At 72.2% G+C, this 25,330-nt stretch carries 22 protein-coding genes and 1 pseudogene; 9 read left to right on the forward strand and 14 right to left on the reverse strand.

Annotation, left to right across the window (positions count from 1 at the left end; translation table 11 throughout):
- Positions 1 to 282 precede the first annotated feature (282 nt).
- From ACFYQA_RS04740 to ACFYQA_RS04760, 5 genes are all read left to right on the forward strand, one after another.
- Complete coding sequence (locus tag ACFYQA_RS04740) at positions 283 to 3,429, forward strand: nitrate- and nitrite sensing domain-containing protein (RefSeq protein ID WP_388911498.1); 3,147 nt, start codon at positions 283 to 285, stop codon at positions 3,427 to 3,429.
- The gene (locus ACFYQA_RS04745; RefSeq protein WP_388911500.1) at positions 3,426 to 3,995 is read left to right on the forward strand and encodes a roadblock/LC7 domain-containing protein; all 570 of its coding nucleotides are present in this window, start codon (positions 3,426 to 3,428) and stop codon (positions 3,993 to 3,995) included. The genes ACFYQA_RS04740 and ACFYQA_RS04745 overlap by 4 nt, the downstream gene beginning before the upstream one ends.
- A complete protein-coding gene (locus ACFYQA_RS04750) occupies positions 3,992 to 4,414 on the forward strand; it encodes a DUF742 domain-containing protein (protein ID WP_332430601.1) in 423 nt (140 codons plus the stop codon). The genes ACFYQA_RS04745 and ACFYQA_RS04750 overlap by 4 nt, the downstream gene beginning before the upstream one ends.
- Positions 4,395 to 5,033 carry an ATP/GTP-binding protein gene (locus ACFYQA_RS04755; protein ID WP_388911503.1) on the forward strand — a complete coding sequence of 213 codons (639 nt, stop codon included), beginning with the start codon at positions 4,395 to 4,397 and terminating at the stop codon, positions 5,031 to 5,033. The genes ACFYQA_RS04750 and ACFYQA_RS04755 overlap by 20 nt, the downstream gene beginning before the upstream one ends.
- Positions 5,034 to 5,149: 116 nt before the next feature.
- Positions 5,150 to 6,412 (forward strand): styrene monooxygenase/indole monooxygenase family protein, encoded by a 1,263-nt coding sequence (locus tag ACFYQA_RS04760; RefSeq protein WP_388911506.1) that lies wholly within the window; start codon positions 5,150 to 5,152, stop codon positions 6,410 to 6,412.
- Here ACFYQA_RS04760 and ACFYQA_RS04765 read toward each other — a convergent pair.
- From ACFYQA_RS04765 to ACFYQA_RS04780, 4 genes are all read right to left on the reverse strand, one after another.
- A complete protein-coding gene (locus ACFYQA_RS04765) occupies positions 6,409 to 7,722 on the reverse strand; it encodes an NlpC/P60 family protein (RefSeq protein WP_388911509.1) in 1,314 nt (437 codons plus the stop codon). The genes ACFYQA_RS04760 and ACFYQA_RS04765 overlap by 4 nt on opposite strands.
- A 102-nt stretch (positions 7,723 to 7,824) precedes the next feature.
- Positions 7,825 to 8,154 carry a hypothetical protein gene (locus ACFYQA_RS04770; RefSeq protein WP_388911512.1) on the reverse strand — a complete coding sequence of 110 codons (330 nt, stop codon included), beginning with the start codon at positions 8,152 to 8,154 and terminating at the stop codon, positions 7,825 to 7,827.
- Between the two features lie 58 nt (positions 8,155 to 8,212).
- A complete protein-coding gene (locus ACFYQA_RS04775; RefSeq protein ID WP_388911515.1) occupies positions 8,213 to 8,866 on the reverse strand; it encodes a TetR/AcrR family transcriptional regulator in 654 nt (217 codons plus the stop codon).
- A gap of 69 nt (positions 8,867 to 8,935) precedes the next feature.
- On the reverse strand, positions 8,936 to 9,880 hold the full coding sequence (locus ACFYQA_RS04780; protein WP_388911518.1) for a diiron oxygenase: 945 nt from the start codon (positions 9,878 to 9,880) through the stop codon (positions 8,936 to 8,938).
- Positions 9,881 to 10,103: 223 nt separating this feature from the next.
- Between ACFYQA_RS04780 and ACFYQA_RS04785 the strand changes: the two genes are divergently transcribed.
- On the forward strand, positions 10,104 to 10,703 hold the full coding sequence (locus tag ACFYQA_RS04785; RefSeq protein WP_388911787.1) for a Uma2 family endonuclease: 600 nt from the start codon (positions 10,104 to 10,106) through the stop codon (positions 10,701 to 10,703).
- A gap of 9 nt (positions 10,704 to 10,712) precedes the next feature.
- Here the strand turns inward: ACFYQA_RS04785 and ACFYQA_RS04790 are convergent.
- The 5 genes and pseudogenes from ACFYQA_RS04790 to ACFYQA_RS04810 all read right to left on the reverse strand — a co-directional run.
- Positions 10,713 to 11,245, reverse strand: a pseudogene (locus ACFYQA_RS04790) (DUF3291 domain-containing protein); the annotation flags it as partial.
- A gap of 71 nt (positions 11,246 to 11,316) precedes the next feature.
- Positions 11,317 to 12,774 carry a penicillin-binding transpeptidase domain-containing protein gene (locus ACFYQA_RS04795; protein WP_388911520.1) on the reverse strand — a complete coding sequence of 486 codons (1,458 nt, stop codon included), beginning with the start codon at positions 12,772 to 12,774 and terminating at the stop codon, positions 11,317 to 11,319.
- Positions 12,771 to 14,159: an FtsW/RodA/SpoVE family cell cycle protein gene (locus tag ACFYQA_RS04800; protein WP_388911522.1), complete on the reverse strand. Its 1,389-nt coding sequence runs from the start codon at positions 14,157 to 14,159 to the stop codon at positions 12,771 to 12,773. Before ACFYQA_RS04800 ends, ACFYQA_RS04795 begins: the two co-directional genes overlap by 4 nt.
- Before the next feature lie 43 nt (positions 14,160 to 14,202).
- The gene (locus tag ACFYQA_RS04805) at positions 14,203 to 14,706 is read right to left on the reverse strand and encodes an SH3 domain-containing protein (RefSeq protein WP_388911524.1); all 504 of its coding nucleotides are present in this window, start codon (positions 14,704 to 14,706) and stop codon (positions 14,203 to 14,205) included.
- Positions 14,707 to 14,904: 198 nt separating this feature from the next.
- Positions 14,905 to 15,411 carry a dual specificity protein phosphatase family protein gene (locus tag ACFYQA_RS04810; RefSeq protein ID WP_388911526.1) on the reverse strand — a complete coding sequence of 169 codons (507 nt, stop codon included), beginning with the start codon at positions 15,409 to 15,411 and terminating at the stop codon, positions 14,905 to 14,907.
- Positions 15,412 to 15,512: 101 nt separating this feature from the next.
- On the opposite strand from ACFYQA_RS04810, the gene ACFYQA_RS04815 reads away from it, so the two are divergent.
- The 3 genes from ACFYQA_RS04815 to ACFYQA_RS04825 all read left to right on the forward strand — a co-directional run bounded on the left by ACFYQA_RS04815 (position 15,513) and on the right by ACFYQA_RS04825 (position 17,890).
- Entirely contained in the window at positions 15,513 to 16,328 is an 816-nt protein-coding gene (locus ACFYQA_RS04815; protein WP_388911528.1) for a nuclease-related domain-containing protein, read from the forward strand.
- A gap of 301 nt (positions 16,329 to 16,629) precedes the next feature.
- Positions 16,630 to 17,145: a SigE family RNA polymerase sigma factor gene (locus tag ACFYQA_RS04820; protein WP_388911530.1), complete on the forward strand. Its 516-nt coding sequence runs from the start codon at positions 16,630 to 16,632 to the stop codon at positions 17,143 to 17,145.
- Positions 17,135 to 17,890 carry a hypothetical protein gene (locus ACFYQA_RS04825; RefSeq protein WP_388911532.1) on the forward strand — a complete coding sequence of 252 codons (756 nt, stop codon included), beginning with the start codon at positions 17,135 to 17,137 and terminating at the stop codon, positions 17,888 to 17,890. Before ACFYQA_RS04820 ends, ACFYQA_RS04825 begins: the two co-directional genes overlap by 11 nt.
- 475 nt (positions 17,891 to 18,365) lie before the next feature.
- On the opposite strand, the gene ACFYQA_RS04830 is transcribed toward ACFYQA_RS04825, so the two are convergent.
- From ACFYQA_RS04830 to ACFYQA_RS04850, 5 genes are all read right to left on the reverse strand, one after another.
- A complete protein-coding gene (locus tag ACFYQA_RS04830; RefSeq protein WP_388911534.1) occupies positions 18,366 to 19,226 on the reverse strand; it encodes a carbohydrate ABC transporter permease in 861 nt (286 codons plus the stop codon).
- Complete coding sequence (locus tag ACFYQA_RS04835; RefSeq protein WP_388911538.1) at positions 19,223 to 20,161, reverse strand: carbohydrate ABC transporter permease; 939 nt, start codon at positions 20,159 to 20,161, stop codon at positions 19,223 to 19,225. The genes ACFYQA_RS04830 and ACFYQA_RS04835 overlap by 4 nt, the downstream gene beginning before the upstream one ends.
- Complete coding sequence (locus ACFYQA_RS04840; RefSeq protein WP_388911541.1) at positions 20,158 to 21,510, reverse strand: ABC transporter substrate-binding protein; 1,353 nt, start codon at positions 21,508 to 21,510, stop codon at positions 20,158 to 20,160. The genes ACFYQA_RS04835 and ACFYQA_RS04840 overlap by 4 nt, the downstream gene beginning before the upstream one ends.
- Positions 21,511 to 22,135: 625 nt before the next feature.
- Positions 22,136 to 23,509 (reverse strand): cryptochrome/photolyase family protein, encoded by a 1,374-nt coding sequence (locus tag ACFYQA_RS04845; protein WP_388911544.1) that lies wholly within the window; start codon positions 23,507 to 23,509, stop codon positions 22,136 to 22,138.
- A gap of 105 nt (positions 23,510 to 23,614) precedes the next feature.
- Positions 23,615 to 25,243, reverse strand: a complete 1,629-nt coding sequence (locus ACFYQA_RS04850; protein ID WP_388911790.1) for an SDR family oxidoreductase — start codon at positions 25,241 to 25,243, stop codon at positions 23,615 to 23,617.
- Between the last annotated feature and the right edge of the window lie 87 nt (positions 25,244 to 25,330).

Below are 25,330 nucleotides of genomic sequence, written 5' to 3' on the forward strand. Positions count from 1 at the left end.
GCAGACGTCCAACCGGCGTGCTGCGAAGGGCCGCTGCGAGAGGTCGCGCGACTTGCTCCCCAACTCACCTCCGATGTTCACTCCTTCGAGTGGCGGGTCAGGTGATGCGCGTGCGGTGCCCATGGGCACTGGGAGGGTCGGGGAGCGACGGGGGCGTCTCGCTGCCCGAACGCGACCGGCCGTCCGCCGGGGCGTATGCCCTCGACACGGGCAGGGCGTAGGCACCTGTTGACGGAACGTCACCCCGACCCCCGGGTACACGAGTCAGGAATGCGAGCACCGGTGCAGAAGACGCGGCCTCGTCGCACAGGCAAGCAGACGTCCCCCGCGGGGGACGCTGAGCAGAAGCCCACCGTCGGCCGGGGCCGCCCCACCCACGTGCGCAACCGGCTCATCGTGGCCGTCGCGGTCGTGGCCGCGGCGATCGCCGGCGCCGGGGCGCCCTCCCTGCTCACCGCCTCCGGGCAGCTGAGCGATTCCCAGAACCTGGTGACCCGGGCCGAGCAGACCCAGGACGCCCTCGCCCTCGCCCACTCGCTCGCCGACGAGCGGGACGACGTGACGTCCTACATCGCGGCCGGCCGCCCCAAGGCCAAGGCACCCGCCGAGCAGCACAGCGCCCGCGTCGACCGGCAGGTCGAGGAACTGCGCGCCGACCCCGGCACCCCGGCCGCGATGCGCGACGACCTCGAGGCCATCGCGGCCCTGCGCAGGGCCGCACTCACCGGCAAGAGCAGCGCGATCGAGGCGCACCAGGCGTACTCCACCGCCATCACCCAGCTGCACCGGCTCGCCGAGCAGCTCGCGGAGGAGACCCCGCCCCGGGCCGGCTCCGGCTCCTACGCGCTCGCCGAGCTGGACACCGCCGTCCAGCAGGCCGCCGCCACCCGCGGGCTGCTGCTCGCCGCCCTCAACGTGCCGAGCACCACCCAGACCGTGATCGACCCCATCACCGGTCTGCCCATCACGGCCACCTCCACGTCGGACGCCGACGCCGAGCGGCGCGACGCACTGACCGCGGCCGCCCTCCAGGCCCGCGTGCGCTCCGACGCCGCGCTCGCCGGCTTCCGCGAGACGGCGCCCAAGGCCACCCGCGCCTCGTACGACTCCACGGTCACCGGCCCCGAGGTCGACGCCGCCGAGAAGTACCTCAAGAACCTCACCGACGAGCCGACCCTCTCCGACGAGGAACTCGCCACCAGCTCCAAAAAACTGGCGGCCGCACTCACCGCCCGCGTCGAGGCGATGCGCGGAGTCGAGTCCGCCCTCTTCGACCAGCGCACCAAGGACCTCGCCCAGCTGCGCGACGACGATGTCACCGCGCTCGAGATCCGCGTCGCCCTCCTCGGCGCTCTCATGCTGCTCACGGTCGGCGTCGCCACCGCCATGGCCCGCACCCTCACCCGTCCGCTGTCCGTGCTGCGCCGCGGTTCCGCCCGGCTCGCCGGTGCGGAGAACCCCGTCGGCGAGGAACCGGTCGCGTTCACCGGGCGCAACGACGAGTTCGCCCAGGTCGTCCGCTCCGTCAACGCCCTGCACGCGCACGCCGCACAGCTCACCGGGCGGATCAGCACGCTGGAGGCCGACCGCAAGCATCTCGTCGCGCAGCGACAGCGGATGGCCGACGCCCGCGAGGAACTGCGCACCCAGGTCACCGAGTCAGCCGCCCACCTGGAGCAGCTGCGCAGCAGCATCGGCGGCACCTTCGTCAGCCTGGCGCTGCGCACCCTCGGCCTGGTCGAACGGCAACTCGGCGTCATCGAGGGCCTGGAGGAGCGCGAGGACGACCCGGACCGCCTGGCCACCCTGTTCAAGCTCGACCACTTCGCCACGGTGATGCGCCGGCACAGCGAGAACCTCCTCGTCCTCGCCGGTACCGAACACGTCCAGCACTCGGCGGGTCCGGTACCGCTCGTCGACGTCGTACGGGCCGCGGTCAGCGAGATCGAGCGCTACGAGCGGGTCCGCATCGCCTCGCTGCCGCCGCACGCGCACATCGCCGGGTTCGCCGCCGACGACGTCAGCCATCTGCTCGCCGAGCTCATGGAGAACGCGACCTCGTTCTGCCCGCCCGACCTGCCCGTCGAAGTCTCCGGCTGGCTCCTCGAGAGCGGCGAGGTCATGCTCTCCGTGCAGGACGAGGGCATCGGCATGACCGGGGAGCGGCTGGAGCGGCTCAACGCCCGCCTGTCCGACTTCGACCCGAAGGCACCCTACGAGAAGGAGGGCGAGGACGGCCTCGGGCTCGGCCTGTACGTCGTCGCCCGGCTCGCCCAGCGGCACGGGGTACGGGTGCAGCTGCGGGAGCAGAAGCAGGGCGGTGTCGCCGCGGTCGTGGTCCTGCCCATGACCCTGCTGGCCGCCGCCACCCCGGGAGCCGTACCGGCCTCCGGTCCCGTCGCAGACGGCTCACCCCGTGTCTCCCTGCCCGGCGCGGACGCCGAGGCCAACTCCAACGTCCTGCACGGCCGCACGGAGGAGGGCGACCCGCTGGTCGCCCTGGCGGAGCAGACGGTACGACGGCAGGAGCAGCCCGCGGCGGAGGAACCCGCCACGGGGGAGCGGCCCGCCTCGCGGGAAGCCGAGGCGAAGGAAGCCGCGGCGAAAGAAGCCGAGGCGAAGGAACCTGCCGCGGACGAGCCCGCGGACGAGCGCGCCGGGGAGCGGTCCGCGGAGCCCGCGACGGACGACGCCACGGAGCCGACGCCCTCCCGGCCCCCCTCCGGGACTGCCCCTGGGACCGCCTCCGTGACGGCTGACGCGGCCGAAGCCGTCGACGGCACCGCCGAAGGCCTGGACGCGACGCACGAACGGCCCGCCGAGATCACCATGGAGCTGCTGATCCCGGCGCCCGCGCAGGCGGCCGACGAGCAGCCCGCACGGCCGGCCGCCGGGGCCTCCAGGCCTGCCGGGACCGCAGCGGTCCCCGGCGCCGACACCCCGGCCGCCCACCCCGGCCACCCGGTCGACGACGCCCCCGTGGCCGTCGACCTCACGGCCGACCCGCAGGCCGCGGCCGTCCCCGCTCCCGCCGCCCGGCCGGAGCCCACGCCGGAACCCGGGTCCGGGCCCGCTCCGGTGCCGCCGACCAGGCCCGCACCGGTACCCGCGCGTGACTCCGCACCGGCCCCCGTCGCCGAGCACACGCGCGTGTCCGACGCCCCGGAACCGGTCACCGACAAGGGCCTGCCCAAGCGCACACCGAAGATCACCGCACCCGTCGAGACACCCCGGCAGCGCAGCGGCTCGGTGGACGCCGAAGCCCTGCGCCGCCGTCTCGGCGGCTTCCGCCGGGGGGCGGACGCCGGACGCCGGGACGTCGAGGTGGAGATCACCGAGGAGACGGGCCCGCACCGACCGCCGTCCACCGCGGACGCCGCCACATCCGAAGAAGCCACGGGGGGCACCGTCGAGGAGGCAACGAGTTGACCGCGCCAAGTACCTTCGGACTGAGCAGTGAAGCCCGCAACCTGCACTGGCTGCTGACCAATCTCGTCGAGGAGGTTCCCGGCATCCTCTCGGTCGCGGTGGTCTCCTCCGACGGCCTGCTGCTGCTTTCCTCGGACCCAGATCATGCGAAGACCCGGGCGGATTCGGGAGAGGGCGCCCGGACCGCCGGGGCGCCCGGAGTGCGGGCGGGGAAGCGCACCGGCCCGCGCGGCTCCGCCGCCGATCTGGCCACCGTCGTCTCGGGTATCTGCAGCCTCACCATCGGCGCCGCCAAGCTGATGGACTACGGCCAGGTCCGGCACACCATGGTGGCGATGGACGAGGGCAGTCTGTTCGTGATGTCGATCAGTGACGGCTCGCTGCTCGGTGTGCACGGCTCCGCGGACGTCGACATGAGCGTGGTGGCGTACCACATGGCGCTGTTCGTGGGCAGGGCCGGCCATGTCCTGACCCCCGAGCTCCGCAGCGAACTGCGCATCTCCATGGAGAACACAGCCATGGAGAACACAGCCCTGGAGAACGAGTCCACCGGGAGTCCCCGTTGAGCGGTAAGCCCAGGAAGAACCTCCCGGTCCGTGGCGGCGACCGCAAACCCGCGAGGGTCCGCCCCTATTCGTTCACCGGCGGCCGTACCCGCTTCGGGCATGTGCTCCTCGTCGAGACCTTCGTGGCGAGCACCGCCGAGCTGGAGGCCGCCGAGGAGCGCAAGGAGCTGCCGAAGGGCTCGCTGAAGTCGACGTTGATGCCGGAGCTGCGGGCCATCGTCGAACTGTGCCGCCGTATGCGAACGGTGGCCGAGATCGCCGCGCTGCTGAAGATGCCGCTCGGCGTGGTCCGCGTGCTCCTGAGCGACCTCGCGGACCAGGGAAAGATCCGTGTCTACGGAACGGGAACCGGCCACGGCACGGGCCGCCCGGACCGCGCGTTGCTGGAAAGGGTGCTGAGTGGACTCCGCCGTCTCTGAGGCCGTTCAAGGCGTCACTCCGCTCGACGAGGGCGACGAACCGTTGCTGCCCTGGCAGACGGACCGTACCCGCGCCCCGATCGCCACGAAGATAGTGGTGGCCGGCGGTTTCGGTGTCGGCAAGACCACGCTGGTCAGGACCGTCTCGGAGATCAGGCCTCTGGAGACCGAGGCGTTGATGACCGAGGCGAGCGCGGAGACCGACGACCTCACCGCCACGCCGGACAAGCTCACCACCACCGTGGCGATGGACTTCGGCCGGATCACGCTCGACGACGACCTGGTGCTCTACGTCTTCGGCACCCCCGGTCAGCAGCGGTTCTGGTTCATGTGGGACGACCTGGTGCGCGGTGCGATCGGCGCGGTCGTCATGGCCGACACCCGCCGGCTCAAGGACTGCTTCCCGGCACTCGACTACTTCGAGAGCTGCGGACTGCCGTACGTCGTCGCGGTCAACCACTTCGACGAGACCGAGCTGTTCGAGCCGGACGACGTGCGGGAGGCGCTTACCATCCCCTCCCGCATACCTGTCATGATCATGGATGCGCGGCGCCGGATCTCGGTCATCGAGACCCTCCTGTCCCTGGTGGGTCACGCGCTCGAGGAAACCCCGGAGTAGCCCGGAAGTCCCGCCCGGCAGCCGGAAGTCCCGTCCGGCTGCCGGAAGCCCTCGCCCGGCAGCCGGGGAACCCCGCCCGGTCACCGGAAGCCCTCGTCCAGCCAGGAGAACCCCGTATGCGGAAGATACTCGTCGTCGGAGCCGGCCAGTCCGGTCTCCAGCTCGCCCTCGGCCTTCAGTCGCACGGGTACGAGGTCACCCTGATGTCCAACCGGACCGCGGACGAGATCCGCACCGGCCGGGTGATGTCGACGCAGTGCATGTTCCACACGGCCCTGCAGCACGAGCGCGATCTCCAGCTGAACTTCTGGGAGTCCCAGGCCCCGAAGATCCAGGGGCTCGGTGTCTCGGTCGCGGCCCCCGGCTCGCACGACCCGGGCCCGACGCAGCGCGCGATCAACTGGCTGGGCAGGCTCGACGGGTTCGCGCAGTCGGTCGACCAGCGGGTGAAGATGGCGGGCTGGATGGACACGTTCGCGCAGCGCGGCGGCCAGCTGGTCATCCACGGCGCGGCCGTCGGCGACCTGGACTACTTCTCCCGTACGTACGACCTCGTGCTCGTCGCCGCGGGCAAGGGCGAGCTCGTGCAGATGTTCGGCCGCGACGCCTCGCGCTCCCCGTACGCCGAGCCGCAGCGTGCCCTCGCGGTGGCCTACGTCCACGGGATGGACCCGCGTCCGGAGCACCCGGACACCGAGGCGGTCCGCTGCAACATCGTCCCCGGCGTCGGCGAGATGTTCATCATGCCGACGCTCACCACGTCGGGCCGCGCCGACATCCTGTTCTGGGAGGGCATACCCGGCGGCCCGCTGGACGCCTTCAAGGAGGTCAAGGACCCGGCGGAGCACCTCTCCCTGACCCTGGAACTCATGGAGACGTTTCTCCCCTGGGAGTACGCGCGGGCCACCAAGGTCGAACTGACCGACGCCGGCGGCACCCTCGCCGGCCGCTACGCCCCGACCGTCCGCAACCCCGTCGGCACGCTGCCCGGCGGCGGCCTGGTCCTCGGCGTCGCCGACGTGGTCGTGGCCAACGACCCGATCACCGGTCAGGGCTCCAACTCCGCGTCCAAGTGCGCCGCCTCCTACCTCGCCTCCATCGTCGAGCGCGGCGAGGCGCCGTTCGACGAGGCGTGGATGCGGCAGACCTTCGACCGGTACTGGGACACCGCCCAGCACGTCACCAAGTGGACCAACGCCATGCTGGCCCCGCCGCCCGAGCACGTCCTCGACGTCCTCGGCGCCGCCGGCGGGCTCCAGCCCGTCGCCGACCGGTTCGTCAACTGCTTCGACGACCCGGCCGACCTCGAGAACTTCTTCTACGACCCGGACAAGGCCGGTGCCTACCTGGCGGAGGTCTCGGGGGCCGTGGGAGCTTAACCGGGCGCGTCCCCCTGGTCGGGTCCCTCCGTCGCCCCCTCGGGAAGCTCGGGCGGCACATAGTGCCGCAAGGGCTCCACGTCCGGGTCGGGGCGTACGGCGCCCAGGACCGGGTTGGCCGCGATCGGGGAGACCTTCACCCGTGCGCCGGGACGCGGCGCCTGCACCACCATCCCGTCGCCGAGGTAGAGGGCGACGTGCGTGGCGTCGGGGAAGTACACGACGAGGTCACCCGGCCGCAGTCCGTCCAGCGGTACCCGGTCCAGCCGCGCCCACTGCTCCTGACTGGTCCGGGGCACCGGCGTCCCGGCCGCCCGCCACGCCTCGGAGGTCAGCCCCGAGCAGTCGTACGCCTCGGGGCCCTCGGCGCCCCACTCGTACGGCTTCCCGATCTGCTCCACCGCGTACCGCAGGGCCCGGTCGCCCACCGCGGAGGGCGTGCGCCCGCCACCGGGAACACCGGGAACACCGGGAGCACCCGAAACGCCCGGAGCACCCGGAGCACCCGGAGCACCCGGAGCACCCGGAGCACCCGGAGCACCCGGAGCACCCGGAGTGCCCGGAGTGCCCGGAGGGCTCGGCGCGCCGAGGGCTCCGGAAGCCATGAACTCCGCCTGGTCCTCGGCCGTTTCGGTCCGCTCCAGCTCGGCGAGCGCCGCCAGTTGGCCCGGGGTGAGCGAGGCGAGCAGTTCCTCGACCTCGTCGAGCCGCTCGCGCACCGCGTCGCGCTGCTTCCCGCGCCGTTCGGCGAGGACGAGCCGGTCGTCGAGCGCCTTGCGGGCCTGCCGGGCGAGCGCCGCGGCCCGCTGCTCGTTGCCGGTCAGCCGGCCCACCGTGTCCGCGCGGTTGCGTGCCAGCCGCCCGATCACATGCCCCTGGTCGAGCGCGTGCTGCGGATCGCGGGCCAGCAGCAGCCGTACGTACGGGGAGAGCCCGGTGCTGTTCTGGTACTGCTGCCGGGCCAGCCGCCCGGCGGCACCCCGGCTGTCGTGCAGGGAGAGCCGGGCGGCGGCGAGGGCACGGTCCAGCCGTCGTGTCTCGGCGCGCTGCTTCGCCAGCCGCTCCTCGGTGGCGTTGTAGGCCTCGGTGGCCTTCCCGGCCTCGTGGTACAGCCGCTGAAGGTCCGTCAGCAGTTCGGCGACGGACCGGTCGGCGGGCGGTGTCGCCCCGGTGGCGGCCGCACTGTCCCCGGAAAAATCCGCCGCGGTCCTCCCCGGCGGCTGGGGAAGGGCCGTCGCGGGCCCGGGTGCGAGAACGGTGCCGACCGCGACCGCCGCCGTACACGCCAGACGTAGAAGCATTCCTGACACGTCATCACCTCCGACGCGGGCGGCTCCTCCGCTCCGCACCGTGAGCATCCGGCGGCCCGGCCGGGTCCGCTCGCCGGATGTGCGCGGTTCGGCGCAACGACGTCACCCGTCGGCGTCGTCCGGCTTGCCACGCGGCGTGGCGTCTGGATCGGCGGCCGGATCGCGGGTGCGCCCGGACCACGGCCACCTCGGGCGGTCGGCCGTCGCCGCCCCGTCCGGGTCGTACAGGTACTTCCACCCCTGGGGCAGCCCGAGCCGGCCGCTCTGCCTCAGGGGCACGCGCCGGTAGACCAGCACCGTGGGCGGGCCGCAGTCCGGGGCCGGGACGGGGATGCGGTACGTCTTGGGCGGGTGCCCGGTGATGCCCAGCAGCACGGGCAGAACGCGCCCGTCCATGGGCCCGCCCTCGAAGGGGGTGTCCTGACTTTTCACGGCACCAGTGTCGGCCATGCCCCCACGCAGGGCGTCCACCGGCCGTCCGTCCGACGGGTCAGCCGTCCTCCGACAGGGCCCGGACGAGGACCGCGGTCTCCGCGTCGCGCCGCGCGGTCACCTCCAGGGCGGCCAGGAACTGCTCCACGAGCCAGTCCCGCAGCTCACCGACGGGCAGCCGCCTGTCCTCGTCGAGCCAGATCAGCGAGGCCGCCTCCACGGCGGTGATCCACATCCGGATGGTCATCCGCAGCCGGGGCCCCGGCTCGGCGGCCCCGAGATGGCGGAGGATGTGCTCGGCGGCGGCCCGGCGCACCCCGTCGACGATGGCGGTCGTACGGGAGGTCTCCACCACGCTCCCGCCCTGCAGCAGCGCGCTGAACCCGGTGCCGTGCCCGTCGACGAAGGCGAGGTACCGGTCGAGCGCCCTGGCCAGCCGGGGCAGCAGCGGGCCCTCGCGGGGCTCGTCGAAGCAGTCCCGCAGCTCGTCGGCGGCGGACCGGAGCGCCGCTTCGTACAGCTGTTGCTTGCCGCCCGGGAAGTACCGGTACACCAGGGGCCGCGACACCCCGGCGGCCTCCGCCACGTCGTCCAGTGACACCTCGTCGGGCGCGCGGTGGGCGAAGAGGGACAGCGCGGCGTCGAGCAGCTGTCTGCGCCGCTCCTCGACGCCGAGGCGCCGGTAGGCGGGGGTGGGGGCCGGCGGGGTCATGCCCCGCAGCGTAACCGCCCGCCCTCGACGGCTGTTCCGGCGCCCGCCCGGCGCCTGTGCCGGCAGCGCTCAGGCCAGGAGTCCGGACGACTTCCACAGCCGCCGTCCGGTCCCGCGCAGCACACCGATGTCGTCCAGGAAGTCGGTAAGCCGCTTCGAGCCCTGTTGCATCACGTCCCGCCGGTGCGCGCTGGCCCTGACCTGGGCGACGGCCGCACGCTTGTCCAGCCCGACGTTCGTGTAGACGTCCGGGTTGATGAACGCCACCGAGAAGACGCGGGCGAACTCGCCGGAGGTGACCCGGGTGAACTCCTGCGACCACTTCGGCGCGGTCACCATCTGGCGCCGCAGCTCCTCACGGGCGTAGCGCACGTGCCGGGCCTCCTCGACGACGTGGATGCGCGTGACGCCCCGGATCAGCGGCTGGACGCGCTCGTCCGGGAAGGTCAGCCGCTGCATCCAGTCCAGTACCTCCTCGCCGAGCAGGGTCGCGGTGAAGGAGCCGGGCGTGGTGGAGATGGTCTTGAACAGCCGTCCGAGGTGCTGGTGCACCGGGCTCACCGGGTACCAGGGGGTGCCGCCGCGAGTGATCAGCCGGGCGAACATCTTGGAGTGCCGGCACTCGTCCTCGATCTCGGTGAGCGCGTACCGCACATGCGCGCTCGTGGCCGCCTTGTCGTAGATGTGCCGCACGAGCAGCTGCATCAGGATCAGCTCGAACCAGATGCCGAGCGAGGCGAGCGCCGCCGCCTCGTGCTGCGACAGCAGGACGCGCTGCTCCTCGCTCATCCGCTTCCACAGCGGGGTGCCGTACAGCGAGACCAGCTCCGGCGGCCAGAACCACAGGCGCTCCGCGAAGGGCGCGTCCCAGTCCAGCTCCTTGTCCGGGTCGAAGGAGTGCTTGGCGGAGGCGTCGAGCAGCCGCTCGGCCACCTGCTCCCGGTCCTTGAGCAGGCCGAGCGCGTCGCGCAGCCCGTCGAGGGCGTCGGCATCCGTCAGCGGCTGGGTCGTCATGGCGGTTCCACCTCGTGGGCGTAGCGGGTTACCGGCGGGTCACGTCACTTATGAGACTGCTTGTCAGCAAGCCCGTCAATCCCCTGCGCGCGACTTGTCGGCGGACGCTCCCGCGCGCGGGCGTCAATGGCGCACCCGCCGGATCACCTCATGGAGCGCCGTATCGGCGTTCGCCCTGGGTACGCTGACGGTGCCGGTCAGACTCCAGCGCATGGGAGCAATGATGAGCGCCGTACGCGACTCCGACCTGGACGACGACTACCAGTGGCCGCGCCCGCCCCAGGGCGGCTGGACGGCGGACGACCTCGACGAGCTTCCCCACCTGCCTCCGCACACGGAGCTGATTGACGGGAACCTCGTCTTGACGAGTCCGCAGACCATCTTCCACATGCGCACGATCCGCCTGCTGGACAATTCACTCTTCGAGCAGGTGCCGGACGAATTCGAGGTCTACCGCGAATTCACGGTGACGCTCGGTAAACGGAACCGTCCGGAGCCCGATGTGCTGGTGGCCCGTGCCGGTGCCGACACCGGGCCCAAACGGACCCGGCTCCTGCCCGAGGAGGTCATCCTGGCCGTCGAGGTGGTCTCCGAGGACTCGGTCGACCGCGATCGCGAGACCAAGCCCCGCAAGTACGCCGCCGCGGGTATCACGCACTTCTGGCGTGTCGAGGAGAACGACGGCCTCCCCGTCGTCTACGTCTACGAGCTGGACCCGGCGACCACGTCGTACGTACCCACGGGCATCTTCCGCAACCGCCTCAAGCTGACCGTTCCCTTCCCCGTCGACATCGACCTCACCGCCGTCGACCGTCGTCGCTAGGCCGCGCCAAACCGGGCAGCCCGGCCCGTCCGGCACCTCGCCAGGGACGGGCTCCGCACTTCCCTGCGGGAACGACGTCCGGAGCGTGAACGCGTAGGGCGTCGGGCCGTGGGCGCGCAGGTGCAACAGCCGCGCCTCCGCCACCGTGGGGCGGTGGCCCTCCGGGACCCACCACAGAGTCGTCATCGCCTCCCGCACCTGCTCGAACCTCCCCCACTGCCTCAAGGGCGTGGGGAGACCCCCACCCTGCGCCGCTCCAGCATCTCCCGGTGCCGCCCCTGGTACATGAAAGCCGTCAGGGTGTCGGTGTCCCGCCACACCGACATGTTCACGATCAGCCACGGGTCGCCGAAGACGGACACGTCGGTGGCGTTGCCGCCCTCGCTGAGCAGCCGCCAGAGGAAGCCTTCGGCGGCCTCGGCGTCCGCGTTCACCGGGTCGAGGTTGTCGACGAAGTCCTTCAACTGCGGGGAATCCAGTGGGGACTTGAGCCGGGCGATGTCGACCTGGGCGAGTTCGTGCGCGGTGGTGGCTTCCGTCATGGGCCGAACGGTAGACGGGGAGGGGCGGGTTCGGCAGTCCTCATCTCAACAGGTGATCCGCACGGCGATGCCTACGACCTCAGCACCGCCTCCATCACCGCCCGGGCGATCGGTGCCGCCGTGCCGCCGCCGCTGATCTCCCGGCGGCCGGCCGCCGCGTCCTCCACCACGACCGCCACCGCGACCTTCGCCTCCGCGTCCCCGTCGCCCTGCGCCCAGGACACGAACCAGGCGTACGGTGTACCGGAGTTGCCGATGCCGTGCTGGGCGGTGCCGGTCTTGCCGCCGACCACGGCGCCGCGGATCGCGGCGTTCGTGCCCGTGCCCTCCTCCACCACACCCCGCATCAGGTCCCGCATCCGCTGCGCCGTCGACGGGTACATGGCCTGCCGGGACTGCCCAAGGCCGGCCGCCGACACCGTGCCGCCGCTCGCCCGGGTCGTGCGCTCCACCAGATACGGCTCCCGCACGTGCCCGTTGTCGGCGACGGCCGCCGCGACCATCGCCATCTGCAGGGGAGTGGCCCGCGTGTTGTACTGACCGATCGACGACAGTGCGAGCTGCGCCCGGTCCATCGTGGTGTCGAAGGTGCTGTGCGCCACCGGGAACGGCACCCGCAGCCCTTCCTCGTTGAACCCGAAGCCCTCCGCCGTGGCCGTCAGGTCCGTCAGCCCCGTGGCCACCCCCAGCTTGGCGAACACGGTGTTGCAGGACCAGGTGAACGCCTCCCGCACCGAGGCGTCCGCGCAGCCCCGGGACGCGTTCGTCAGCCGTGTCGTCGTCCCCGGCAGGGTGTACGGGTCGGGGGAGTCCGTCGGCGCGTCCAGGTCGGTGACCGTGCCCGCGTCCAGCGCCGCCGCCGCGGTGACCACCTTGAACGTCGAACCCGGCGGATACGTCTGCCGTACGGCCCGGTTCAGCATCGGTTTGTCCGGATCGGCGTTCAGCCGGGCCCAGGCCCGCCGTGCCGCCGCTCCGTTCCCGGACAACAGCTCCGGGTCGTAGGACGGGACGGACACCAGCACCAGGATCCGCCCGGTCGACGGCTCCACCGCCGCCACCGCGCCCTTGCGCGAGCGCAGCCCTTCGTACGCGGCCCGCTGGGCGGCCGGGTGGATCGTCGTGACGACGTCGCCGCCCGCGTTGCGGGAGCGGGTGAAGTCGTTCCACAGCGGCAGCGGCTGAAGCAGCGGGTCGGTGCCCGCCAGCAGTCCGTCCTCCGTGTGCTCCAGCAGGGTCGTCCCGTACTCCTGCGAGGCGAAGCCGGTCACCGGCGCGTACAACGGGCCTTCGGTGTAAGTCCGTTCGTAGCGCAGATGCTCCCCGGTGTCCCGCGCGCCGGTGACCGGGCGGCCGTCGACCAGGATGTCCCCGCGCGGCTGGTGGTAACGGGCGATGGTGTCGCGGCGGTTGGCCGGGTTGTCGTCGTAGGCATCGGCGTGCAGCACCTGGACGCGGGCGGCGTTCACCAGCAGGGCGAACAGCAGCAGCGCGCAGAACACGGCGGCCCGCCGGATGTGCCGCGTCATGAACCCGCGCCCCCGCCCGACCCGTCGGGCACAGGCCATCCGTCCCCCCGGCGGCGTGCCGAATCGCTCAGCCGGACCAGCAGCGCCACGATCGCCCAGTTGGTGACCACCGACGAACCCCCCTGCGCCAGGAACGGTATGGCCATTCCGGTCAGCGGGATCAGCCCCGTCACCCCGCCCGCGATCACGAACACCTGGAGGGCCACGATCGCGGCCAGCCCCACGGCGAGCAGCCGGCCGAACGGGTCGCGCAGCGCGAGGCCGGTCCGGTAGCCGCGTTCCACCAGCAGCCCGTACAGCAGGAAGATCGCGGAGAGCCCGACGAGACCCAGCTCCTCACCAGCCGTGGCCAGGATGAAGTCGGACTTGACCGCGAAGCCGATGAGCACGGAATGCCCGAGCCCCAGCCCGGTGCCGAGCAGTCCGCCCTCCGCGAAGGCGAACAGCGACTGCGCCAGCTGGTTCGGGCCCTCACCCGCCTCGATCGAGGCGAACGGATTCAGCCAGGTCTCGATCCTGCTGTGCACATGCGGTTCCAGCCGGCCCACGGCCACCGCGCCCAGTGACGCCAGCAGCAGGCCGACGGCGAGCCAGCCGGTACGGCCGGTGGCGACGTACAGCACGACGACGAACAGACCGAAGAACAGCAGCGACGTGCCGAGATCCCGTTCCAGTACCAGCACGACCACGCTCACCAGCCACACGGCGACGATCGGTCCCAGCACCCGCCCGGTGGGCAGTTGCAGCCGCCAGAACCGGCGGCCGGCGTAGGTGAGCGCACCGCGGTTCTCCGCCAGGTACGCCGCGAAGAACACCGCGAGCAGCACCTTCGTGAACTCTCCCGGCTGGATGGAGAACCCGGCGACCCGGATCCAGATACGGGCCCCGTTCACCGGAGGGAAGAGGATCGGCGCCGTGAGCAGGACGAGCCCCGAGGCGGCGCACACGCGGGTGAAGCGCCGCAGCACCCGGTGGTCGCGCAGCAGCAGGACGACCGCGATGAACAGCGCCACGCCCAGCGTCGACCACACCAACTGGGTCGGGGCGGCCTCGTCGCCCGGTGTCTCCAGATCGAGCCGGTAGATCAGCACCAGGCCGAGCCCGTTGAGCAGGACGGCGATGGGGAGCAGGAGCGGGTCGGCCCAGGGTGCCCGGAGGCGCACCGCCAGATGCGCGACCAGCGCGAGCACGCCGAGCCCGGCGCCGTAACCGGCGGCGCCGGGCGGGACGGAGCCGTTCCTGGCGAAGCCGGCGGCGCAGTAGCCGTACACCGACAGCAGGACGGCCAGGACGATGAGGGCGAGTTCGACGCCACGGCGCCGGGGGAGGGGAGCGGTGGGCGTGGGCGGATCAGCCGTCGCCAGGGAGATTCCGGCCTTGCTCATGTCCGGAACTTACCCACATGCGCCCTCTTGCGTGCTGTGCCCGTCAGCGCCAGCGTGGCGCGGGCCCGATGTTGTCGATGTGGCGGGCGGCGCCCCAGGCCCAGGTGCCGTCGGTGAGCAGGTACCAGAGCGGATTGCCCTGGACGTCGTCCCCGCCGACCTTGCAGTAGATCGACGCGACATCGCCCTTGTGGGCGTACCGGATGACCTTCGCGCCGCGGTCCGGCGAGGTGCGCAGGGCGAGCGACTGGGCGGTGCCGACATCCTTGTACCGGCCGTGGTCGCCGTGGTTGCCGCCGGCCTGGTGGCCGTCGTTGCCGCCGTCGTTGCCGCCGACCCCGTCATGGTTCCCCTCGCCGGTGCCGCCGTCGCCGTTGCCGCCCTGCTGGCTCCAGCCCGACGGGTCGCCGTCGTCCGGCGCGTCGCTCGCGGCGGCGGGGGCGACGGCGGTCGCGAGGGCCAGGGCGCCGGCGGCCGGTGTCATCGGCAGGCGGCGGAGAAGGAGGGAGCGCGACGCGCGCGGTGAGTGCGGGGAGGGCCGTGACATGAAGCACCTCCATATGTGGGCGAAAGTGTCCAAGGTGATCAATCGCCACACTAGGAGCAGCCCTCCGCCCTCGCCCGCCTTGGTGCGCCATCGGGGACGGCCGTCCGGGTCGCCGCGTATCACCGCTGGTGACAGCCTCGTGCTGAGGGAACGCCAGGGTTGCCGGCGTGACGCGTACACCCCACGGCGTCCCGCCCCCTACTCCGACAGCTCTTCCAGCAGCCTGGCCGTCGTCAGCCCGGTCCGCAGGTAGTCGACGAACAGTTCGTTGTGCAGGGCCCAGACCGAGCGGCGGGCCCGGATCAGCCGGATCGCCTCCTCGGCGGAGCTGCCCCGGCGTATCAGCGCGTGTGCGACGACCAGACCGGAGCGGTTGTATCCGTGATAGCAGCGCACGAGGACCTTGCGGCCGTCGTCCAGCGCCTCGCACGCCGCTTCGGCGAGCCGGATGACCCCCAGGAGCTGGGTCCCGTCGAGCGGCCCGTCCGGGATCGGCCACACGTGGTGCTCGACCCCGGGGGCCGGTCCGTGCCCCGGCAGCCGCAGCAGCGTCTGTACAAGATCGAACTCCTGGCGCACCGCCGCGAGCTCCAGCTGTCCGGCCCGGCCCCTGAACTCGTGCCCTCCCATCCACAGACCGGGCACGATCTCGTCCCATGGAGTACCCGGTGCGGGTACGTCGGGTTGCTTCCTGCGGGTATGCAACGGTGCCTCCCCAGCGTCACCGCCCAAGTCCTCTCAAAATAGCCGTGTTCTTGCCCCTGGAGCACCCCGCCTGTTCCCATGGAGGGTGGGGTGATTGGTGCATGAACGGTCTGCGCGTCGTACCGACCTGGCGGCACGGCCAGGAGCGGCTGTACGTCTGCCTCCCGGACGGCAGGAACGTCGCCTGGTACGACCGTGACGCGGCCAGGGTCAACCTGCTCGGCGAGGACCGCGAGGCGGAGGTGCTCGAAGCGCTCGGCCCCTTCCTCACCGGCCCGGTCGCGGTCGGCCCGCCCCCGGTCCCCACCCCCGCCGAGCTGGCGCGACTCACCCTCCACCCCGACGACGACCTCGCCCCGAACCGCCCCGGCGAGGCTCTTCTGGTCGCTCTCGACCGCGACCGCGACCACGACCCCGGCCTCGCCCACCGCCTCCGCCCCGACCCGCGTCACCGGGCCCTCGAGGCGGAGCGGACGGTGGGCGAGGCCCTGGACCGCATGGACGGCCTGGGGCTACGCGTCCTGCACTCGATTCCGCTCCCCGGCGGCGACCGCGTCCATCACCTGGCGATCGGGCCCGGCGGCCTGTACGCCGTACACGCCGTGTACGCCCGTAGACAGCGGGTGACGGTCGCCGACCCGCTGGTCACCCTCGGCCGCCGCGAGCCGTACCCCGTGCTGCGCCGCGTCCGCGCCGACGCCGACCGGGTCTCGTACGCCCTGACCGCGGAGGTCCGCCCGGTGCTCGTCCTGGTCGGAGCGTCACGCGTGACGGTGAGGACCCCACCGCGCGAGGTGTGCGTCCTGACGGACGACGAGGTGGAGCGTCTGGGTGATCCGGGGGGCGCACTGAAGCCGGCCGACGTGGAGGCCCTGCACGCGATGGCGCGGGACCGGAAGACGTGGGCCCGGCTTTGAGCGGGGTGGGCCGGGCGGGCTGAGCGGGCGGGCTGAGCGGGCGGACGGGCCCGGCGGCAGACGACCGTGGACGGCTGCCCACGGTCATGGACGGTCGCCCACGGTCATGGACGGTCGCCCACGGTCATGGACGGTTGCGGGACAGGGAAACGATATTCACCCGTATGGCGGTTGATGGATCCCGGGACCCGTGTTCCGCGTCTTCCTCCAGGGCTGTGCTTCCATGTGCGTGATCTGTTGGACCTGTGTGCATGTCAGGGGCGGCCGGTCGTAAGCACATTCACGGACACCGGTGGAGGGCATGACCGAGGACGAGTTCGACGCTTTCTACGCGGCCGCGTTCCCCCGTCTGACCGGGCAGCTCTTCGCCTTCACCGGGGACTTGGGCGAGGCTCAGGACGTGGTCCAGGAGGCGTTCGTACGGGCCTGGGACCGACGCCACAAGCTTCAGGCCGACGGGGCGCCCGAGGCGTGGGTACGCACGGTCGCCATGCGTCTCGCGGTCAGCCGCTGGCGCCGCGCGCGACGCTGGGTGGAACTGGTGCGCCATTCCGCGCCGCCGGAAACGACCCCCGGTCCCGGCCCCGAACGCGCCGCGCTGGTCGCCGCGTTGCGCGAACTGCCCGAGCACCAGCGCATGGCGGTCGTCCTTCACCATCTGTGCGACCTCAGTGTCGAACAGGTAGCCTCCGAGACCGGTGCACCCGTGGGAACGGTCAAGGCCAGGCTGTCCCGGGGACGGGCGGCACTGGCCAAACAGCTGGCGGTGGACGAGGCCGAGGAGCCGGCCTGGAGGGAGGGCGGCCGTGTCGGATGAACTCGCCGCAGTATTGCGCGAGTTGGCGGAGGCGCATGAGGCTCCGCCGCCCGTACCGGCCGCCGAGGTCCGCGCCCGGGCGCGACGCCGCTCCCGCCGTCGCCGGACCACCGTCCGCCTCGGCCTGGCGACCTCGGTGGCCGGCATGCTGGCGACGGTCGGACTGACCGTGCACGCGGAGGAACCCGGCCGCGACCCGCGCACCTCGGCCGAGTCCGCGACGATCGGCACGCCGACGTCCAGCCCTCGGGCCCCTGAGGCGGCGACCGACCGGCCGGCCGGCACAGAGGAGGCCGTCCTGGATCTGGGCCGTCACACCCTCACGTTCGACGGCCGTGTCATGCGCGTCGACTCGCGCTCCTTCGCCACCCTCCTGACACCCGGCCGCGAACTGACCGTGCGGGCCAAGCACGAGGTCATGCTGCTGCGGGGCGACGTGAGCGCCGAGAACCGCTACGAGGCCAAGGTCCCGTACGTGGTGGAGCTGCGCACCGGCGACCGGCCGCCGGTCTACGCGGGCGCCCTCGCCTTCGACACCAGATCCCTCGGCGCCCTCGACGCCAGAACGGGCTGGCTGGGCCTGAGCGTCAGCGACGCGCGATGGTTCTACACCCGCATCCGGCAGGGCGAACACGTCGAGATCGCCTCCACGACCACCCCGGCCCCGCCCGCCCCGATGTCGAACCCGACCGGGCCGGCTCCCGAAACCGGACCCGGAACCGCAACCTTCCGGTCACGGACCTGACCGGACCCGGAACCGGGTCAGCGGACCACCTCTCGGAGGAACGAGCTGAGGATGACGGTGAGTCCGGCGGGGCGTCCTCCTGGACGAGATGCCCGGCGCCGGCGATCGGTTCTCCCAGCGTGCGTGCGGGATCAGGGCGTCCCGTGCAGCAACACCACGGGATCTTGACCCGGTTCGCCCCACGATCCCCAGCGCACTTCCCCGGCCGAACCGGCGAACCTTCCGCTCACCTGCCACTCGCTCATGTCCCTCCGCTCCCGATCCCGGTCACCCACCGCGCCGACAGCGGTCTTTGGCCCGGGGGCGTTGCGGCGACGCGCGGTGCGCCGTTCGGCACCCTCCTCCCGGGAGACCACCGATGCCATGCCCAGGTTCTCCCGGAGCACCTGTGCGGGCCGGGGAGCGGGAGCGCGCCGGCCCGCCCTGCGTGGGGGAGGGGGGAGGGACGGCCCCCGACCGTCCCTCCCCCCTCCCCCTACCCCTTGACCGCCCCCGACGTCAGCCCCCGGATGAACGAGCGCTGGAGGGCCAGGAAGGCGAGTACCGACGGCAGCATGGCCAGGAACGCGCCCACGAGCAGTACGCCGATGCCCACCTGGTCGTCCGAGCGCATGGAGCGCAGGGCCAGCGGCAGGGTGTACTGGGCCGGATCGGTGGCGACCAGCAGGGGGAGCATGTACTGGTCCCAGATCATGGTGAAACCGAAGATGCCGATGACGCCCAGCGCGGGGCGGCACAGGGGCAGCACGACCTGCCAGAAGATGCGGAACTCGCCCGCGCCGTCCAGCTTCGCCGACTCCTCCAGCTCCCTGGGGATCTCCTTCATGAACTCGGTCATGACCAGGATGGAGAAGCCCCACGCCGCCACCGGCACGATCATGCCGGCCAGCGAGCCGACCAGGCTGATGTGCACCACCGGCAGATCCGCCAGCAGCACCGACAGCGGTACGGCCAGCACCTCCTCCGGCAGCATCATCGTCGCCAGGACGATCACCAGCACCGTCGCCGAACCGCGGAAGCGCTTACGGGCCAGGGCGTAGCCGGCGAAGACGCTGACCAGGACCTGCAGGGCCAGGCCGCCGCCGACCACGATGAAGGAGTTGAGGAGGTAGTCCAGGACGCCCCGGTCGATCGCCCGTTCCAGGTTGTCGAGCGACAGCCGGTCGGGGAACAGGGTGAACTGCGTCGGGTCCACGGTCGGGGTGAAGGCGCCGATCATCAGCGCCAGCAACGGCCCCGCGAAGATCACGAAAAGGACGGTGTACAGGACGAACCGGGCGGCCCGGGCCCATGGCCCGCGCGCCTCCTGCAGGCCGAGCGCGGTCTCGTTCCTCATCGGGCCTCCCTCCTGCGCAGTCGCGACGCGACGGTCAGCACCAGCAGAACCAGGAACAGCAGCACGGTTCCGGCCGCCGCCACACCCAGCTCGTTGCGTTCGAGTCCGAGCTTGTACGTCAGCGTCAGCAGCACCTCCGTCGAGCCGTCCGGCCCGCCGTTGGTGAGCAGGAACACCTCGGTGAAGATCCGCAGGCCCCGGATCGCCGCCAGGGTCAGCAGGATCGCGAACACCGGCCGCAGACCGGGCAGCGTGACGTGCCAGATCCGGCGGAAGCGCGAGGCGCCGTCGACCGCCGACGCCTCGTACAGCACCCGGTCCACACCGGCCAGCCCCGCCAGGAAGATCATCATGTCGTAGGGGGCGCCCCGCCAGACACCGACGAAGGCGATGGACGCCAGTGAGCTGTCCGGTGAGTTGAGGAACTCGCTCGGCCCCAGGCCGAAGACGGACAGCACCGAGTTCAGCGCCCCGCCCTCGGCCGGGTAGTACATGACCCGCCACACCTCGGCCACCACCGCCATGGCCGTGACCACCGGCAGGAAGATCGCCGACCGGACGAACCACAGGCTCCGGGTCTGCCCCTCCAGCAGCAGCGCCAACGCGAGGCCGAGCACGATCGACCCGGCGGTGGTCGCCGCGGCCAGGACCAGGGTGTGCCACACCGCCGCGCCGAAGTCGGAACTTCCCGCGATCTCGGTGTAGTTCGCGCCGCCGACATAGGTGTTGCCGAGGAACGGACGGACCTCCTCGAAGCTCATCCGCACGGCCTGTGCCATGGGGATGAACTTGAAGTACACGAAGAGCAGCAGGGCCGGGGCCAGGAAGAGCCACGGTGTCGCGGCCCGTCGCAGCCGCACCTTCGCCGACGGGCCCGCGCGGAGCGGACGCCGAGTGTCCGGACCTGGTGACGTCCGTGCCTCGGGCACCGTCATTCGCCCTTGGCCCCCTGCTTCTCGAGCTCGGCGTCCAGCTCGCCCGCCAGTTCGCCCATCGCCTTGCCCGCGTCGCGCGAGCATGTGGAGACGACGCCGTTCAGGCCCTCGGACGACATCTGCCGGACGGCGGACCAGTTGGGCAGGGCCGGCGCGTTGCGTCCGGACTCGTTGTAGACCTCCTGGAAGGTCTCCCAGCGCGGGTCCTTCCGCTCGGCGGCCCCGTCGACCGTGGTGTTGACCGGCAGCCGGACGATGATGCCGCCGTTGTCGACGCCGAGACCGATCTTCTGGCCGGCCGGGGAGGCGGCGAACTCGGCGTACGCCTGCTGGCCCTTCTCGTTGCCGGAGCCGGCCATCATGTAGACGTTCTCGCCCTCCGCCAGGACGGCCTCGCCGCCGGCACCCGGCGGCGGCGCGATCACCTCGTACTTGTCCTTGCCGAGCGACCCGTCGAAGCGCGGCAGCATGTACGGGCCGGTCAGGTAGATGCCGCCCCTGCCGCTCTCGAAGAAGGTGTGTGTGGCCGAGGAGTCGGCGGTACTGGCGCCCGGCTGCGCGACCTTGGAGTCGCAGAACATCGCCTGGAGCTTCTCGACCGCCGCGACCGACGCGGGCTCGTCGATCGCGGCAACGTAGCCCTCGCCCCGCTCCTTGACGAAGTCGCCGCCCCCGGACCACAGCATGGTCGAGAACCACCAGGTCAGATAGCCGCGGGTGGTGCTCCCGGGTATCACCATGCCGGCGGTGTCGTTCTTGCCGTTGCCGTCCGGGTCGTCGTCGGTGAACTTCACGGCCAGTTCGGTGAGTTCGTCCCAGGTTTTGGGAACGTCGGCGCCCACGGCCTCCCGCCAGTCCTTGCGCACCAGCAGCGCGAAGGCCTGCGAGTTGAAGGGCACGCCGTAGTACTTGCCGTCGTAGCCCTGCGCGGCCTCCCAGGCGCGGTCGGCGAGATCGGCGCTCCCGGCCACACCCTCGCGGTCGACCTCGCGGACCAGCCCCTGGGTCACCAGGTTGCCCAGCTGGCCCGTGTCGTTGATGACGACGTCCGGCAGGTCCTTCTGCGCGGTGCGCTGCTGAAGCTTGGTCTCGAAGTCCGTCACACCGACGGCGACCAGCTTCGCCTCGATGCCGCTCTCCTTGGTGAAGGCCTTGGTGAGGGTCTCGGCCGACTCCGCGGCGGGACTCCCGGCGTCCTGCCGGATCCAGACCTCCAAGGGCTGGGAGTCGTCCTGCTGGGCTGTGCCGCCCGAGGAACAAGCGGTGGCGGTGGCAGCGGTCACGGCGAGAACGGCGGCGAGAACGCCGGCCTGCCGCCCTCCTCTTGGCTTACGGAGTTGCTTGGACACGAGTGGCTCCGTCCAGTGCGTACGGGCGAGGTGACCGGACTCTACGCACAGACAGCCCACCTCATCAAGACAGTGAACAGCATTTATATACATGAACCGTCAGGGTGTGATCGGCGATCAATCGGTCGTGCCGACGGCGGGGCGAGCGGGGGTGCGAGCGAGGTGCGAGCAGGGGGTGGGAGCGAGGTGCCATCGGGGCGGCACGGTCCGGTCGGAAGCCCTGTGCGCCACCATGGACACATGGGCGACAACCGGATCGTGAACACCCACCAGGCCGAGGCGTGGAACCGCTCGTCCTGGACCGTGACACGCGGATCCGGCGCCGACGGCCGCTCGCGCAGCGCGTACCGGCGCTCCGGTCCGGTGGCGACGACCGCCGGATCGTGCCGTACGGAGGGATCCTCGATCGCGCCGGAGAAACCGCCCGGCTCCAGGGTGATCCGGAGTTCGCAGAGGTCCTCGGCCGGACGAGGCCGGGAGGGGGACGAAGCGACCGCCGTCGCCCCGCTCGATCGGCCCGTCCGCGCTTGCAGACGCGGGGAATCCCTTGCCCCCGGGATTCCCCGCGCGGTGAACGCCCCGTTTCCGAGTCCTCACCCCGAGGCGCGGAGTACGGAGCCCGGGCTCAGTCGAGGCCGCGGGCGTGTGCGAAGCGGGTCAGCCCGTCGGCGAGACCGATCAGCGGAGCGGGGTAGTCCAGGGCGGCACGCCGGTCCTCCGGCAGTCGCCAGGGCTCGTGCACGTTCCGCTCGTCCACGTCTTTCAGTTCGGGTACCCAGCGCCGTACGTAGGCGCCGCCCGGGTCGTAACGCCGGCCCTGGCGAACGGGGTTGAGGACGCGGTTCGGGCGGGTGTCGTTGCCGGTCCCGGCGACCCACTGCCAGTTGAGCTGGTTGTTGACGAGGTCGCCGTCCACGAGCAGGTCCAGGAAGTGCCGGGCGCCGACCCGCCAGTCCACGTACAGCGTCTTGGTCAGGAAGCTCGCCGCCAGCAGCCGTGCCCGGTTGTGCATCCAGCCCTCGTGGAGCAGTTGGCGCATCGCCGCGTCCACGACCGGATAGCCGGTACGGCCCTCCCGCCACGCGGCGACGTCCTCGGCCGCCTCGTCCTCGGTCCGCCACCGGTCGTGCCGGGGGCGGTAGTCCCGCCAGGACGCCTCGGGCCGCGCCGCCAGAACCTGGTGGTGGAAGTCGCGCCAGCACAACTGGCGTACGAACGCCTCCGCCCCGGCTCCACCCCGCGAGCGGGCCCGCTGGACGAGTTCCACCGGCGAGAGGGCCCCGAAGTGGAGGTAGGGCGAGAGCCGGGAGGTCGCGTCGCCCGCCAGATCGTCGTGCCCCTCCTCGTACGCCGGCATCCGGGACCGGGCCCATCGGGCGAACCGTTCACGCCCCCGCGTCTCGCCCCCGGTGGGGAGGCCGGGCGAGAGGCCGGGCAGACCGTCACGGGAGGGCAACGGCTCGCCGCGCACCGCCTCGGGGACCCGCACGGTGCGCGGCGCCGGGCAGCTTCCCCGCAGCCGCTCCTGCGACCAGCGGCGGAAGTAGGGGGTGAACACGGCGTAGTGGTCGGACCCGGCGGGCGTCACGGCCCCGGCGGCGACGGCGGTGATCACGGCGTCGTGCACCCGCAGCGCCACCCCGCGCCGGCCGAGGTCCTCCCGCAGCCGCTCCTCCCGCCGCTGGGCGTAGCCGCTGACGCCCGCCGCCATGTGCACCTCCGCGGCCCCGCACTCCGCGGCGACCGCGCCGACCTCCCGGACCACCGGCCCCGTACGCACGACCAGCCGGCCGCCGCGCCGGCGCAGTGAGGCGTCGAGATCCCGCAGACAGTCGGCGAGGAAGGCGGCGCGGTTCGGCGCGTCGAAGCCGGCCGCGTGGACACCGGGGTCGCGCACGAAGAGCGGCACCACCTCGTCGGCCGCGGCGAGCGCGGCGCGCAGCGGCGGGTGATCGTGCAGACGCAGATCCGAGGTGAACAGGACGACCGCGACGGTCATGGGGCTGCTCCTGGTCGTGCATGAGGCCTTGTTTGTTTTCCCGTCGTCCCTTCGGGCTGTTCCCGGCCCATGGATGCGGAGCCGGGCACGCTGCCGCCGGACTCGTCACCCGCGGCGCAGGCGCCGGGCGCGCCGTACGCCCCGTACGCCCCGTGCGGGCTCGTGGCTTTCGCGGCGTCCCCTGCGCGCATCGGCCCCGTGCGCGCTCATGCCCTTCGCGGCCGCCTGGGTGATGTTGCGGGCCATGCCGCCGAAGACGACGGCGTGGAACGGGGCGACGGACCACCAGTAGGCGTGGCCCGGCAGCCCCCGCGGGTGGAACAGGGCGCGTTGCCGGTAATGGGTGCGGCCCTCGTCGTCCGTGCCGGCGTACATCTCCAGCCATGCCAGGCCCGGCAGCCGCATCTCGGCCCGCAACCGCAGCAGCCGGCCGGGCTCGATCTCCTCGACCCGCCAGAAGTCCAGCGAGTCCCCGACCCGCAGCCGCTCGGCGTCGCGCCGTCCGCGCCGCAGGCCGACACCGCCGACGAACCGGTCCAGCCAGCCCCGTACGGCCCAGGCGAGGGGGAAGGAGTACCAGCCGTTGTCCCCGCCGATGCCCTCGATCACCTTCCACAGCGACTCCACGGATGCCTCGACCGGCATCTGGCGCTCGTCCTGGTAGAGACTGCCGCCGGCCCAGTCGGGGTCGGTGGGCAGCGGGTCGCTGGGCGCCCCCGGCAGGCTCGCGGACGACCAGCGTGTGGCGACCTGCGCCTCCCGCACCCTCCGCAGCGCCAGGGCCAGCGCCTCGTCGAACGGCAGCGGACTGCCCGGCGCGTCGGGCACGTACCGGGCGATGTCGTGCTCGTGGCAGACGACCTCGTGGCGCAGCGATTCCGTCAACGGCCGGGCCAGAGAGGCGGGTACGGGGGTGACGAGCCCGATCCAGTGGCTGGACAGCCCCGGCGTGAGCACCGGCACCGACACGACGAGCCGCCGCCGCAGTCCGGCCACGACGGCGTACCGCCGCATCATCTCGAGGTAGGTGAGGACGTCCGGCCCCCCGATGTCGAACGCCCGGTCGACTTCTGCGGGCATGCCGGCCGAGCCGACGAGGTACCGCAGCACATCGCGTATTGCGACCGGCTGGATCCGGGTGTGCACCCAGCTGGGGGTCACCATGGCCGGCAGCCGCTCGGTCAGATAGCGCAGCATCTCGAACGACGCCGACCCCGACCCGATGACGACCGCGGCCCGCAGCACGGTGGCGGGCACCGGCCCGTCGAGGAAGATCCGCCCCACCTCGGCGCGGGAGCGCAGATGCGGGGACAGGGACCGCTCCGGGACACCGCGCGGGGTCAGCCCGCCCAGGTAGACGATGCGCCGTACGCCGGCGGCCCGGGCCTCCTCCGTGAAGGTCCGGGCCGCCTGCCGGTCGGTCTCCTCGAACCCGGAGCCGGTTCCGAGGGCGTGCACCAGGTAGTAGGCGACATCGATCCCGCGCAGGGCCGTGGCGACCGAACCGGGATCCGTGACGTCGCCCCGGACGGTCTCGACGTCGCCCGCCCAGGGATGGTCGCGGAGCTTGCCGGGGGTGCGGGCGAGGCACCGCACCCGGTGGCCGGCCCGCAGCAGCTCCGGTACGAGTCGCCCGCCGACGTATCCGGAGGCGCCGGTGACCAGGCAGTGCAACCGCTCGGCGTCGCCCCCGTCCCGCTGTCCGTCCGAGCCCGCGTCCCTACCCGCGTTCATCCCCGCGTCGGTGCCCACGTCCGTCTCCTCCGCGCTCGCCCGAGGCCGCTTTCCGCTTCCTCTCGTCCGATCATGGCGGCAGCGCGG

Source organism: Streptomyces sp. NPDC005774 (genome assembly GCF_042871645.1).
GTDB classification, from domain to species: Bacteria; Actinomycetota; Actinomycetes; order Streptomycetales; family Streptomycetaceae; genus Streptomyces; species Streptomyces pratens.

Bases quoted from the DNA above. Each gene is read 5' to 3' on its own strand.
- ACFYQA_RS04780 (WP_388911518.1), bottom strand. From the start codon at position 9,880: ATGACGACCCAGCCGCTGACGGATGCCGACGCCCTCGACGGGCTGCGC.
- ACFYQA_RS04775 (WP_388911515.1), bottom strand. From the start codon at position 8,866: ATGACCCCGCCGGCCCCCACCCCCGCCTACCGGCGCCTCGGCGTCGAG.
- ACFYQA_RS04805 (WP_388911524.1), bottom strand. From the start codon at position 14,706: ATGTCACGGCCCTCCCCGCACTCACCGCGCGCGTCGCGCTCCCTCCTT.
- ACFYQA_RS04760 (WP_388911506.1), top strand. From the start codon at position 5,150: ATGCGGAAGATACTCGTCGTCGGAGCCGGCCAGTCCGGTCTCCAGCTC.
- ACFYQA_RS04785 (WP_388911787.1), top strand. From the start codon at position 10,104: ATGAGCGCCGTACGCGACTCCGACCTGGACGACGACTACCAGTGGCCG.
- ACFYQA_RS04830 (WP_388911534.1), bottom strand. From the start codon at position 19,226: ATGAGGAACGAGACCGCGCTCGGCCTGCAGGAGGCGCGCGGGCCATGG.
- ACFYQA_RS04845 (WP_388911544.1), bottom strand. From the start codon at position 23,509: ATGACCGTCGCGGTCGTCCTGTTCACCTCGGATCTGCGTCTGCACGAT.
- ACFYQA_RS04795 (WP_388911520.1), bottom strand. From the start codon at position 12,774: ATGACGCGGCACATCCGGCGGGCCGCCGTGTTCTGCGCGCTGCTGCTG.
- ACFYQA_RS04820 (WP_388911530.1), top strand. From the start codon at position 16,630: ATGACCGAGGACGAGTTCGACGCTTTCTACGCGGCCGCGTTCCCCCGT.
- ACFYQA_RS04835 (WP_388911538.1), bottom strand. From the start codon at position 20,161: ATGACGGTGCCCGAGGCACGGACGTCACCAGGTCCGGACACTCGGCGT.
- ACFYQA_RS04800 (WP_388911522.1), bottom strand. From the start codon at position 14,159: ATGAGCAAGGCCGGAATCTCCCTGGCGACGGCTGATCCGCCCACGCCC.
- ACFYQA_RS04850 (WP_388911790.1), bottom strand. From the start codon at position 25,243: ATGAACGCGGGTAGGGACGCGGGCTCGGACGGACAGCGGGACGGGGGC.
- ACFYQA_RS04815 (WP_388911528.1), top strand. From the start codon at position 15,513: ATGAACGGTCTGCGCGTCGTACCGACCTGGCGGCACGGCCAGGAGCGG.